Source organism: Bradyrhizobium sp. Mp27 (assembly GCF_029953005.1).
GTDB classification, from domain to species: domain Bacteria; phylum Pseudomonadota; class Alphaproteobacteria; order Rhizobiales; family Xanthobacteraceae; genus Bradyrhizobium; species Bradyrhizobium barranii.
In genome coordinates, this window is record NZ_JASAUS010000008.1 from 87935 (window position 1) to 100577 (window position 12643).

Annotated in this window: 12 protein-coding genes and 1 pseudogene; 6 read left to right on the forward strand and 7 right to left on the reverse strand. The window is 65.1% G+C overall.

What is annotated here, in order from left to right; translation table 11 throughout:
* Window positions 1-2: 2 nt before the first annotated feature.
* Window positions 3-158: a Thivi_2564 family membrane protein gene (locus tag QJT78_RS07955; protein WP_011084288.1), complete on the reverse strand. Its 156-nt coding sequence runs from the start codon at window positions 156-158 to the stop codon at window positions 3-5.
* A gap of 275 nt (window positions 159-433) precedes the next feature.
* Here QJT78_RS07955 and QJT78_RS07960 point away from each other — a divergent pair.
* Window positions 434-2526: pseudogene (locus QJT78_RS07960) on the forward strand (HAMP domain-containing methyl-accepting chemotaxis protein).
* A 205-nt stretch (window positions 2527-2731) separates the two neighbouring features.
* Here the strand turns inward: QJT78_RS07960 and QJT78_RS07965 are convergent.
* A complete protein-coding gene (locus tag QJT78_RS07965; RefSeq protein WP_028148392.1) occupies window positions 2732-3385 on the reverse strand; it encodes a DUF2865 domain-containing protein in 654 nt (217 codons plus the stop codon).
* A gap of 17 nt (window positions 3386-3402) precedes the next feature.
* Window positions 3403-4185, reverse strand: coding sequence for a L,D-transpeptidase (locus tag QJT78_RS07970; RefSeq protein ID WP_028148391.1), 783 nt, complete (start codon window positions 4183-4185; stop codon window positions 3403-3405).
* 207 nt (window positions 4186-4392) lie between these two features.
* Between QJT78_RS07970 and QJT78_RS07975 the strand changes: the two genes are divergently transcribed.
* From QJT78_RS07975 to QJT78_RS07995, 5 genes are all read left to right on the forward strand, one after another.
* Window positions 4393-5505, forward strand: a complete 1113-nt coding sequence (locus tag QJT78_RS07975; RefSeq protein ID WP_038942093.1) for an AI-2E family transporter — start codon at window positions 4393-4395, stop codon at window positions 5503-5505.
* 76 nt (window positions 5506-5581) lie between these two features.
* A complete protein-coding gene (locus QJT78_RS07980) occupies window positions 5582-5953 on the forward strand; it encodes a DUF883 family protein (protein ID WP_028148389.1) in 372 nt (123 codons plus the stop codon).
* Between the two features lie 79 nt (window positions 5954-6032).
* Entirely contained in the window at window positions 6033-6488 is a 456-nt protein-coding gene (locus QJT78_RS07985) for a hypothetical protein (RefSeq protein WP_028148388.1), read from the forward strand.
* A gap of 187 nt (window positions 6489-6675) precedes the next feature.
* The gene (locus tag QJT78_RS07990) at window positions 6676-7818 is read left to right on the forward strand and encodes an OpgC domain-containing protein (protein WP_038942092.1); all 1143 of its coding nucleotides are present in this window, start codon (window positions 6676-6678) and stop codon (window positions 7816-7818) included.
* 182 nt (window positions 7819-8000) lie between these two features.
* Window positions 8001-8609: a TetR/AcrR family transcriptional regulator gene (locus tag QJT78_RS07995; RefSeq protein WP_038933493.1), complete on the forward strand. Its 609-nt coding sequence runs from the start codon at window positions 8001-8003 to the stop codon at window positions 8607-8609.
* Window positions 8610-8682: 73 nt separating this feature from the next.
* Here the strand turns inward: QJT78_RS07995 and QJT78_RS08000 are convergent, their stop codons facing one another.
* The 4 genes from QJT78_RS08000 to QJT78_RS08015 all read right to left on the reverse strand — a co-directional run bounded on the left by QJT78_RS08000 (window position 8683) and on the right by QJT78_RS08015 (window position 12642).
* A complete protein-coding gene (locus QJT78_RS08000) occupies window positions 8683-10341 on the reverse strand; it encodes an HWE histidine kinase domain-containing protein (protein ID WP_014498206.1) in 1659 nt (552 codons plus the stop codon).
* Window positions 10342-10640: 299 nt separating this feature from the next.
* Complete coding sequence (gene ureG, locus QJT78_RS08005) at window positions 10641-11264, reverse strand: urease accessory protein UreG (RefSeq protein WP_028148385.1); 624 nt, start codon at window positions 11262-11264, stop codon at window positions 10641-10643.
* Between the two features lie 39 nt (window positions 11265-11303).
* Window positions 11304-12032 carry an urease accessory UreF family protein gene (locus QJT78_RS08010; protein WP_080586484.1) on the reverse strand — a complete coding sequence of 243 codons (729 nt, stop codon included), beginning with the start codon at window positions 12030-12032 and terminating at the stop codon, window positions 11304-11306.
* Window positions 12013-12642, reverse strand: a complete 630-nt coding sequence (locus tag QJT78_RS08015; protein ID WP_028148383.1) for an urease accessory protein UreE — start codon at window positions 12640-12642, stop codon at window positions 12013-12015. Before QJT78_RS08015 ends, QJT78_RS08010 begins: the two co-directional genes overlap by 20 nt.
* Window position 12643: the final 1 nt, after the last annotated feature.

Sequence of the window (12643 nt, forward strand, 5' to 3'; positions counted from 1 at the left end):
CGCTAAAACACCGTCAGATATTTCAGCAGCGACACCACGCCGATGATGATGACGACCACGCGCGCGATCTGCTTGGCGCGACCGTCCATGGGCAGCATGTTGATGAGATAGAGCACGAGAATGACAACGAGAAAGGTGACGAGTACGCCGACCAGCATCGCAAGGACCCCCCTTCAGGCAAATTGTCTGACGGTGTTCTAACGCCCATCTCCCGCGCAGGTTCCATCACGGCAACCTGCTGCAACTTCCAGTAAATACGTACTTCTACGATCAGGCGGCCTGCCTAAAACTTTACCCTTTTCGTTTCAGATGCAGAAACCGTTTGGGTGATGCGCCGCAAACGGCATGCGATTGCCGATCTGCGTGCCCCTCCGTTTTCGATGTTGCCGGGGCGTCTCGACGAACTTTGCAATGGGAATTTAGGGGGGCTTCGATGCTGAATCGTCTGACCGTGTCCGCGCTGCTGAAGGCGGTGATCGCCATCACATCGGTCTGTGTGGTGATTGCGCTCTCACTCACCGCCTACGCCTCCTGGGACCGCCTCAAGACCGCCAACCGCATCTCGCAGATCGCCGACGCCTCCGCCGATCTGTTCAAGGCGATGCACAATCTGCGCACCGACCGCTCGACCACGTCGCGGCTGCTGAACGCGACCGAGCCGATGGACTCCGAGATCGAGAGATATCTGCGCGCGCTGCGCGATGCGCAGATGCCGGCGATGGCCCGCGCGCTCGAGCTGCTGCCGAGCATCGACTTCCCGCAATCGGGCACGCTGGTGCCGGAACTCGCGCGGCTCTACAAGCTGCTGGGCGAAGAGCAGAAGCAGTTCTGGGAGGATGTTGCCAAACCGAAGGACCAGCGCCGCGCCGGCCTGACCAAGGAATACATGGAGACGACGCAGGGGCTGCTCGACGTGCTCGACAAGCTCTCGGGCGTCCTCGCCGCCACCGTCAACCACCAGGATGCCGTGATCGACCAGCTGCTGTCGATCAAGCAGAGCGCCTGGCTGCTCCGCAACACCGCGGGCGAGGCCTCACTGATCGTCTCGACCGGACTTGCGGCCGGCAAGATCACGCCGGAGGGCCGCTACAACTATACCCAGTTTGTCGGCGGTACGGCCGCGATGTGGAAAGCGCTGGAATTGTCGACCTCGGGCATGCAATTGCCGCCCGCGCTCGCATCCGCCATGACCGCGGCCAAGACCGCTTACTTCGAGCCGCAATATCTCACCTTGCGCGACCGTCTCGCGGACACCCTGGTCAAGGGTGAGAAGGCCGAGCTGACGGCCAACCAGTGGAGCCCGCTCACCGTCGGCCGTATGGCCAGTGCGGTCGCGGTGGCCGAAGCCGCGCTCGACGCCGCCCGGAGCTACACGCAGGAGCAGCGCAGTACCGCGCAGCGCGCGCTGATCGTGCAGCTTGCACTCTGGCGCTTGCCATCGGCCTCGCTGTCGGCGCAGTCATGCTGGTCAGCCGCCGCGTCATCCATCCCCTCAACACCATCCGCGACGCCATGCTCAAGGTCGCCGGCGGCGACCTTGCCGTCGACAGCGGCTATCTCGACCGCCAGGACGAGATCGGCGCGCTTGCTGGCGCGCTGGAAACCTTCAAGCAGCAGGCGACCGAGAAGCTCAAGATCGAAGAGCAGGAGCGCGAGCGCAATGTCGGCGCGGCCGCGCGCCAGCGCGCCGTCGAGACCTATGTCGGCGAGTTCGAGGGCGCGGTGCGCAAGACGCTCGGCGAGCTGAGCGAAGCGTCCGGCGAGATGCGCAAGACCTCGGGCGACCTGTCCGCGGTGTCGCGCCAGACCAACGACCGCGTCCAGATCGCCGGCAAGGCCTCCAACGACGCCTCCATGAGCGTCGACAGCGTCGCCGCCGCCGCCGAGGAGCTCTCTGCGTCGATCAACGACATCAGCCAGCAGGCGGCGCACGCCGCAGGCATTGCCAGCCGCGCCGTCAACCAGGCCCGCGAGACCGACGGTACGGTGCAAGGGCTGGCGCAGTCCGCAGGACGCATCGGCGAGGTCGTCGGCCTGATCAACACCATCGCGGCGCAGACCAATCTGCTCGCGCTCAACGCGACGATCGAGGCCGCACGTGCCGGCGAAGCCGGGCGCGGTTTCGCGGTCGTCGCCTCCGAGGTGAAATCGCTGGCCAGCCAGACCGCGAAAGCCACCGAGGAAATCTCCGGGCAGATCGCCGACATCCAGCGGGTGGCGAGCGACGCCATCAACGCGATCCAGACCATCGGCGGCATCATCGGCGAGGTCAACGAGGTGGCGACCGCGATTGCCGCCGCCGTGCAGGAGCAGGGCGCGGCGACCCAGGAGATCACGCGCAGCACGCAGTTTGCGGCACAGGGCACCAGGAACGTCTCCGACAACATCACCGGCGTGAAGGCCGACGCGGATGCTGCCGCCGGTGCAGCGGACAACGTCAAGCAGGCCTCGGAAACGCTGGAGACGCAGAGCCGCCAGCTCGGCCAGCAGGTCAGCGACTTCCTGGGGAAGATCCGCGCGGCGTAAGGCTCACTAGATTAGCGCGCCACTCTCGGTGTCGTCCCCGCGAACGCGGGGACCCATAACCACAAGGAGCCGACGTGGTGCAAGCTGGTAACTCCGAGCCATCGCAAAGCCACTCTCTGTGGTTATGGGTCCCGGATCGGCGCTTCGCTTGTCCGGGACGACAGCTGGGGTTGAGGCGATAGCGCGCGCCCCACTCAAGGCCCCCCTACTCCTTCGCGACCACCGGCACCTGGCGGAACCTGGCGCGCACCGACTCCGGCAGCGGCGAAAAATTCATCGCGACGCCGCGGCGGTCGTTGGCGTTGCGGTTGGCGACCACCAGGCCGTCGCTGCCCGCGACGATGTCACCCTTGCGCAAGGTCGGATCGTCCTCGACCTTGACCTGGGCGAGCCCTACCGGATCCTTGCCGTTGCAGGTGCAGCCCACGACGATCTCGTTGCGGTAGCGGAACGCATTGGGCAGGTCGGAATAGGATTTTCCCTTGTCCGTCGTGGCGTCGTCGATATTGCTGCCGTAGACCAGCGAGGTTTCGGACGTCGGGCAGAAGCTCTTGCAGGACTTCGCCTTGCTTTCGGCGTCGTTTCCTTGCGCCGGGAAGTAGCGGCCATCGCAACCGCGCACGCAATAGGCGGTGCCGCCACCATAAGAGGCCCGCTGGCGCGGCGTGTCGTAGCGCGGCATGTCATCAGTCGGGAACGGCATGCGGATCTCCGGCGCGGAGCGCGCGCGGAAGCCGCCGAACAGCGCCGAGAAGAAGTCTTCCGCATGCGCCGACGGCGTCAACGCGAGGCCGAGCGAGGCGACGGCGAAGCACGCCGCCGCGCCACCGGCCAGTTTGCCGATCGAACGTCTGTTCATATGACCTCGCTCAACTCTCAGTTCACTGCCGACGTCGTGATGTTCAGTGCCTGCCGTCCCGAAGGCAGCGTCGTCACGGGCGGGCGCTTGCGTACGGGGTCGCCGCCCTTGTCGTACCCCCTGGCCATCAGCGGGGCGTTCTTCGGCAGCACCACCACCTTGGCGCCGACATTGACGCGGCTGAACAGGTCCGTGACGTCCTCGTTGGTCATGCGAATACAACCGGAGGACACGAACTTGCCGATCGTGGTGGGATCGTTGGTGCCGTGGATGCGGTATTCGCTGGAGCCGAGATACATCGCGCGTGCGCCGAGCGGATTACCGGGACCGCCGGCGACGAAGCGCGGCAGATAGGGCTGACGCGCGATCATCTCGGCCGGCGGATGCCAGTCCGGCCACTCGGCCTTGCGGCTGACGCTCTGCACGCCGGCCCAGGTGAAACCTTGTCGGCCGACGCCGACGCCGTAACGGATCGCGCGGCCATTGCCGAGCACGTAATAGAGGTAAGTGTTGCCGGTATCGATGACGATGGTCCCGGCCGGCTCGTTCCGGTCGAAGCTGACGATCTGCTTGCGCAGCCGGTCGGGCAGCGCGGCATCCTCGTCGGCAGCCTGAGGCGCTGCGTTGACATAACCCCGCGAATAGCTCGGGTCCTGCGGATAACCCTGCGGCTGCATCGGCGCATAGCCGAGCGTCTGGGCCTGTGCCGCGAAGGGCACGGTCAGCAATGCTGTCGCGAAGGCAATGGCGGTGGTGGCGCGCAGCGAGAAGCGGCGACGGACTGGAGAGAACCTTGTCATGTGCTGCCCCGTTGAATGTGTGCATCAGGGTGATGCGGCTCCCAACAAACGCGGCTGGACCGACTCAAGTTCCACCGCTCGCTGCGGCGGCGACGTCACAGTCAAGCGAGCAAAACTTCACGAAACCGCGATGGAACCGGAACGTCCTCCCGGACGTTCTACTGCCAACAATGGGCGCGCGGAGGCTTCCGTGCGGGAGGAGATATTGTGCGCGTCCTTCCCACTGAACGTCTGATTTCCGGCAACAACGAGGGCGCTCCGCTTCCCGACAGCCATGTCGAGCTGCCGCCGGTGATCCGCCGCACCGAGTTCGTCGCCTTTGCGCTCGCCGGTCTGTTCCTGATTGCCGTGGTCGCCGTGCTCTACGTCGCCAGGGCATTCTTCCTCCCGGTCGTGATGGCGGTCGTCGCCGGCACCATGTTGTCGCCGGCCGCGAGCTTTCTCGAGCGGCGGCATGTGCCGCGCGCCCTCGGCGCCGTGCTGATCGTGATCGCGGTGACGACAGTGGTCGCCTTCGTCGTCGCGCTGATCGCCGTGCCAGCGATGGAGTGGAGCTCGCGCCTGCCGGAATTGGGCGCGCAGTTGAAGGAGAAGATGCACGTCTTCGACCGGCCGCTGGCGCTGTGGAAGGAATTGCAGACGATGGTGGGCGGCTCAGAGGGGCTGCCTAGCCTTCCGCTGCCGAAAGCCGAGTGGGTGCAACCGACGCTGGAATTCCTGTCGCCGACCTTCGCCGAATTCCTGCTGTTCTTCGCCACGCTGATCCTGTTCATCGCGAGCTGGCGCGACCTGCGGCGGGCGCTGATCATGAATTTCGGCGATCGCGATGCGCGGCTGCGCACGCTGCGGATCCTCAACGAGATCGAGGTCCATCTCGGCAACTATCTTTTGACGGTGACGCTGATCAACGTCGGCATGGGCGTCGCAACCGGTCTCATATGCGCCGTCACCGGCATGCCCAATCCGGCCGGGCTCGGCGCGCTTGCCGCGGCGCTCAACTTCATCCCGATCATCGGACCGGTCGCGATGTTCGTCATTCTGGTCGTGGTGGGGCTCGTCGCTTTCCCGACCATCGGCGGCGGACTGATGGCGGGGCTCGCCTTCGGCGGCATCACCTTCCTGGAAGGGCACTTCGTCACGCCGACCATCATCGGGCGCAGGCTTTCCCTGAACGCGCTTGCCGTCTTCATCGCGCTGGCCTTCTGGACCTGGCTGTGGGGACCGATGGGAGCATTCCTGTCGTCGCCGCTCCTGATCGTCGGGCTGATCCTGAAGGAGCATCTGCTGCCGGAGAATTCGCCGCAGCTGCCGCAGGCATGACGGGTTTCCCCGAACGGAACTTACCCGGGCACGAAACGTTTTCCGGCTATCTCAGCCGCCAACAGCTTTGGAGCTCCTGATGTCAACCAACGGCGAAACCGGGATGAGAGACTGGACCGACAAAGCCACCAGAGAACGCCTTGAGAAGGATGTAGCAGCCGTGAAAAGCGATATCGCCGCCCTCACCGATCAGATCACCGACGCGCTCAACACCTTTGCCAACTCCACCAGCAAGCAGGCCCGCCGCGGCTATCGCCAGGCCCGCGAGAGCGTGGATTCCGCGGTCGACGACATGTCGGATCGCGGCAGCGCCATGATGGAAGCTGCGCAAGACGCCTACGGCTCGATCGAGGAAACGCTGGAAGACGCCATCACGCAGCGGCCGCTCGCGACCGTCGGACTCGCGCTCGGCATCGGCTTCCTGATCGGCGTCGCCTGGCGCCGCTAGCGCGGGCGCAAGACGTTGACGTTACGGCGGCGCTGTCGCGCCGTCGCTGCCGGCTTGCGGGGATCTGAGGAGCAAGGCCATGTTACAGCGCATCATCGACGGCATCAGCGCATCGACGGGCGCGACCGTCCGCCTGACATCGCTCGCCGCGGGCGCAGCACTCGCGCTCTTCATCACCACGGGCTTTCTCTGCGCGGCCGCCTTCATCTCGGTCCTTCAGACCTACGGACCGGTGCAGGCCTGCCTCGCCGGCGCAGGCATCTTCTTCCTACTGACGCTTGCCGCGGCGGGGAGCTATTGGGGCTACAAGCGGGAGATGCGGAAACGCGCCCGGATCGCCGCCGAGCGCGCCGCGAAGTCGGCCGCTTCGAGCATGCTCGCCGACCCCATGCTGCTCGCGACGGGTCTCCAGATCGTTCGCGCCATCGGAATCAAGCGGCTGCTGCCGATCCTGGCGATCGGCGGCGTCGCCCTTGGAATCATGGCGAGTCGCGCTGGCGCATCCGACGAAGCGTCGGCTGAACCGGCCGAATAACGGTCGAAGCGCTAAGATAATTTCGTCGTCGGCAGAACGAGCGAGCTTGCGGGAATTCCATCCGGCGATCATGCGCAATTTTGCGCCAGATTGGACAATTCCAGCCCCCCTCACGCAAACGCTACTCGGATAGGCGGGCGGTTGCCGCTAAAAGCAGCGCCCGTGATTCCAAAAGTCATTTTCCGCGATGAAACCGTCCGTCAAGGCGAACCTCGCCGCATTCCATCACGATGCCAGATTGTATTTGACGCTCGGCATTGCCAACTGGTCGGTGTTCGTCGACCACATCCCGAACAACGTCGTTAATCTCCTGACGCTGCGAAATTTCGGCTTCAGCGGCGCCGCTGACCTGTTCGTGTTCGTGGTGGGTTATGGCGTCGCCATCATTCACGGCAGGATGGCGCTGGAGCGCGGCTACGTCGTCGCGGCGACGCGCATCTTCCGCCGCGTCTGGCGGCTCTACGCTGCGTATGTCGTGCTCTTCGTGATCTATATCGACACCATCGCCTATGTCGCCTCGCAATCGATGGCGCCGGAGATCATCCACGAATACAACATCTCGGGCATTCTCGATCATCCGCTGCGCATCCTGGTCCGCGGCCTCGTGCTCCAGGAAGAGCCGCTGAACCTCGACCTCCTGCAACTGATGATCCCGCTGATGGCGTTCTTTCCGTTTGCGCTATGGGGTTTGTTGCGGCGGCCGAACCTGACGCTGGCGGCATCGGTCGCGCTGTACGTTGCGGCGCGCTGGTTCGACTGGAATTTCCGGGTCTATCCGGACCAGGACTGGACCTTCAATCCGCTGTGCTGGCAGATGCTGATGGTCCTGGGCGGTTGGTTCGCCGTAACAGGCGCCTCCGGACGCGCGTTGCACGGCATGTCCTGGCTGCGGATCCTCGCGGGTGCCTATCTCATCTTCGCGATGGCCGTCACCTTGATGCGGCATTCGCCCGCGCTGGCCGTCTATTTGCCGGACTTCGTCGTCAACAGCATCGCGCCGACAGACAAGGAAAACCTCGCGCCCTATCGCGTGATCCATTTCCTCGCGCTCGCCTTCCTCGCGACCCATCTCATTCCGGCCGACCACCCCGGCCTGAAGTTGCGGCCGCTTCAGGCGGTGATCACATGCGGCGAGGAATGGCTCGCGGTGTTCTGCGTTGCCGTGTTCCTGTCCTTCGCCGGCCATCTCATCCTGATCACCGGACCGAACCTCCTGGTGATGCAGATCGCGGTAAGCCTCGTTGGCTTCGCGGCCATGACAGCAGTGGCCTATTACATCTCGTGGTCGAGGCGGCAGGACCTTCCGGCCGCCCTGCGGCAGCAGGCCTAGAGCTCCGTTCCGATTTAATCGGAACGGAGCTCCAGATTCCTGCCTTGACGCGTTTTCTTCACGCGAACCGGTATCCACTTCGCTCGAAAACGCTCTAGCCAAATAATCGTGCGATTCTGCTAGGCCGAGACCTGTGGCTGCGCTATGCGGGAAGCCTCTGCGTGAGGGGACCGGGCGTGGCGATGGCAAAGGGCGGGGGTGATGAGGCTGACAGCGCGCCCCGGCGCGGCCGGCCGCGATCGATCGAGACCACCAACGCCATTCTCGAAAGCGCCTATGCGCTGATGGCCGCCACCGGCCTTGCCGCCACCTCCATCGACGCCGTCGCACGCCACTCCAGCGTCTCCAAGATGACGATCTACAAATGGTGGCCGTCGCGGGAAGCGCTGCTGATCGACGCCTTCCTTCATCATGCTGCGCAGATGCTGCCGCTGCCGCCTGCGAGCTCCGGCAGCCCCGCGGCGCGCGCACGCCGCCATGCCGCGGCCTATGCCGAGGCGCTCCAGGGCGAGTTCGGCAAGGTGCAGCTCGCCGTCGTCTCCGAATGCATTTCCAAGACCGGCTCGGCGGAGCTGTTCTATGCCCGCTACCTGCAATTCCGCCGCGACGCACTGGTTGAGATGATCGCCGCGGGCCAGACGGATGGCAGCATCCTGGCGGAGGCAGCGCCCGAGGATCTCTACGACGCCATCTATGGCAGCCTGTTCTACCGCTACGTCTTCGGCATCGCACCGATCACGCCGGCCTACGCGCGCAATCTGGTCGACCTGGTGCTGCGGCCGAAGGGTTAGAGCATGATCCGGAAAAGTGCGAAGCGGTTTGCCGAAAAGATGATGCTCAAAACAACAATCTGAAGCGCGATCTCTATCGCACCGGCCTGACCGGAGCCGAGATCTTGTCCGTGCGGTCGCGCTCGGACATGTCGACCACCGTCTCCATCGGCGCCGTCAATTCATAGACGTAGGAGGCGTCGGTGAAGTAGCGCTTGGCGGTGCCGCCGAGCGCTTCGGGCGCGACACGGTCGAGCAGGATCAGACCGAAATCGGAATCCGGGCGGCGCGTCGCCTCGCTGGTGTTGAACTCCTCCCAGCGGAAATGGAAGACCTCGTCGGTCCCCTCGCCCGTCACCGTCCAATTCGCGGTGATGTGCGGATGCTTTCCGACCAGCGACAGACCTTCGTCGGAGTGCGAGGCGAGCTCGAAGAACAGGAGCGACAGGCTCTGCGCGGCGCGCGCGCTGACCGCGATGTCGGGGCCGGTGACGGCGATGCGGTCGGCATGCGGGATGGCGCGCGCCTCGAACAGGCCCTTCAGCTTGACGCCCTGCCACTGGCTCTCGCTGAGCAGTGAGACCACGTTGGACATGGCGTGGATGCGGCCGATCAGCAGTTCGCGCGCAACGTCGATGTCCGAACCGTGGCGCAGCGTGCGCGTCACGATCGACTGGATCACCGCCAGGATGTTCTTGACCCGGTGGTTGAGCTCGTCGATGACGGCGGTCAGCCGGCGCTCGAAGCCGATCCGCACCTGGATTTCCCGGCTGAGCCGCAGATTGTTGTAGGCGACATAGCCGAACAGGCCGCACACCATCGCGGTGATGGCAAAACCGATCGCCGCCACAATGATCGCCGTCTGCTCGGCGCGCCGCGCCGAATTGGTCTTGGCGTAGTAGCCGAGATGCCAGTCGCGTCCGCCAAAGCTCACCGTGCGCGTCGCCGACGGCGCCGGCCCGTCCGCTGCCGTCATGCGTGACGAGACCACGCCCTGGTCGTTGGCAACGAGCTCGCCACCTTCCCTGCGCGGATCCTTCAGCGCGACCGAGAACAACGACATGTCGTCATTGGTCAGCATCAGGGAGGCGAGCTCGTAGGAAAATGTGACGAAGCCGGCCGGCTCGGTCGCGCCCTCGGGAATGACGGGCGCGGCCACGATGATGCCGATGGGCCCGCCGCCCCGCAGCAACTGAACCGGGTCTGAGGCGACCGACCTCTTCTCGACACGTGCACGCGTCAGCATGGCGCTGCGCACCTGATCCTGCTCGTAACTGCGGCCGGGCAGCGCCTTGGTCTCGTTGCTGCGCGGCTCGAGGTCCATCAGCACGTCGATCGGCTGGGTGACCTTCGCAAGATCGATCGGCTTGTCGTCATACGAGCGGATCTGCGGATTGGGGAAGCCTGCGCTCGCGATCGCGTCCTCCGCCGGCAGAAGCTCGTTCGGCTTCAGCCGGGCGACCCACCCGGCGACCACGAAATCGGTCTTGAAGGCGTAGATGGCCGAGCGCAGCGGCTCCAGCATGTTCGGCTTGATGACCGACGGCGCACGGAACAAGCCTGAGGCGACACGCGCAAGCAGCTCGCGCTCGGTCAGCCGGTCCTGGACCAGGCTCGCGTGGACGTCGATCGCGCGCGCCAGCGCGATCCGGTCGAGTGCCAGCTCCTGGTCGTGGACGCGATAGGCCGCGAGCCCGGAGAGCAGGGCTCCGAGCAGGGCGATGAAACCGATGATAAAACCCAGCCGGACCACTTCGACTACTCAGGCGAAAACAGCAGGTCGGCAATAAACACGGAGCATATCAACGCCGCTCGAACGGCCATGTGCCGAAACAGAGTGGACCCCAGTAACGGAGATAATGAAGGAGGAGGCATCAGTACGCAACTTCGGTCGCCTGAAAAGCTTAATTCGCCCGGCCGATGGTCTGGCCATGAAGGCTTTGCTCCGGGCACCGGAGGTAGTTAATCGCCGTGTCCGAAATTTGTTCCGCGGATGCGGCTTTTGCCCCAGACGTTAACGGCGGGAAACGCCTGCGCCACGTCGTCGCGCCGTCAGCTCGCCCGTTTCAGGCCGCCTTTGGCCTCGATGAAGCCGACGATCTGGTCGAGCCCCTCGCTCTTTTTCAGGTTGGTCATGACGAAGGGGCGCGTGCCGCGCATGCGCCTGGCGTCCGTCTCCATCTTCTCCAGGGAGGCGCCGACATGGGGCGCGAGGTCGATCTTGTTGATGACCAGGAGGTCGGAGCGGGTGATGCCGGGGCCGCCCTTGGACGGGATCTTGTCGCCGGCCGCCACGTCGATGACGTAGATGGTGAGGTCGGCGAGCTCCGGGGAAAAAGTGGCAGCGAGATTGTCACCGCCGGACTCGATCAGCACGAGGTCGAGCCCGGGGAATTTTGCGCGCATGTCGGCGACCGCGGCCAGGTTCATCGAAGCGTCCTCGCGGATCGCGGTGTGCGGGCAACCGCCGGTCTCGACGCCGGCGATGCGGTCCGGCGTCAGCGAGCCCGAGCGCACCAGGAATTCCGCATCCCATTTGGTGTAGATGTCGTTGGTGATCGCCGCGATGTCGTAGCGCTCGCGCATGGTCTTGCAGAGCAGGTCCATCAGCGCGGTCTTGCCCGATCCGACCGGGCCGCCTATTCCGACACGCAAGGGGCCGTGAGATTTCGACATGTCACTCGCTCTCTCTTGATGGGCTAAAGGCCGCGCCGCTCACGAGCGAAACAGCCGCGTATATTGCGTCTCGTGCCGCAGGCTGGCGAGATCGGCGCGAAACGTCGCGCTGCCGAGGTCGTCCAATGTCGCATTCGACGCACGATTGGCGGTCGCGGCAACGGCGGCTTCCAGCTTCACCAGCACCCGCTGGCTGTCGGTCTGGCCGAGCGGAATGAGGCGGCTCGCCGCCGAAATCCAGTTCGAGACCAGCGCATGCAGGAAGGCGTGCAGCGTCGGCGCCAACGGCACGCCGTGCACCGCGGCAACCACGCCGACGGCGACAGGATAGATCAGTGCCGTGCGACATGCCGCAACCATGGCATCCAGCCCGTCGGCATCCCACGCGGCGCGGGAGATGTCGATGAAGGCGCGGCCCTGCGAGGTCGTCTCGAGCTGCCGCTCGCGCGACGGCACGAAGGCGGCAGCGAGCTCCGCGATATCGTTCAAGGTGGTGTCCTCGCCCAATTCAGTGGCGCGATAGGCGTGGACCAGGAACGTCGCATCGCAAAAGCCGGACCCGTCGCCCAGCATGGCGTCGAGCCAGTCGGCCAGGGTCGCGGTGTCGGTGATGTCGCCCGCCTCGACGGCCCATTCGATGCCGCTGGAATAGGAGAAGCCGCCGACCGGAAAGGCCGGCGACAGCCACGTCATCAGCCGGTACAGCGCCGCCGCCTCGCGCCCGGCGAGGTCACCGGCACTCACCGGCTCATTTGTGGTCATGAGCATGCTTGTGGCCGTGGTGGTGGTCGGGGTGGTCGCAATGCTCGTCGTGGTGATGATGGTGATCGTGCCCATGGTCATGCGCGGCATGATCATGATGCTCGTGGCCGTGATGGTCATGGTGATCGTGGTGGTGATGGCCGTGATCGTGATGCGCATGGTCGTCGTGGCCATGTGCATGGCCGGCATCGGCGTAAGCGCCGCCTTCGGGATCGAACGGCGCCTCGATCTCGACGACGCGCGCACCGAGGCCTTTCACCATGGCTTCGATGACATGGTCGCGGCGGATGCGCAGGCTCTTGGCCATGATCTGCGTCGGCAAATGGCGATTGCCTAGATGCCAGCCGACGCGAATGAGGTGGTGCGGATCGCGGCCGCGGATCTCCAGCAACGGCTCGGGCGCCGCGACCACTTCGACCAGCCGGCCGTCCTCCAGCACCAACGCATCACCGCCGCGCAGCGCGACGGCATTCTCCAGGTCGAGCAGGAATTCGAGGCCCCGCGTCCCCGTCATCGCCATGCGGCGGCGGTGCCGGTCGTCGAAATCGAGCACCACCGTATCCGCCGGCGTCTCCGTGAAGCCGTGCTGTCCCTTAACCTGCGTCGCCCGGATCATG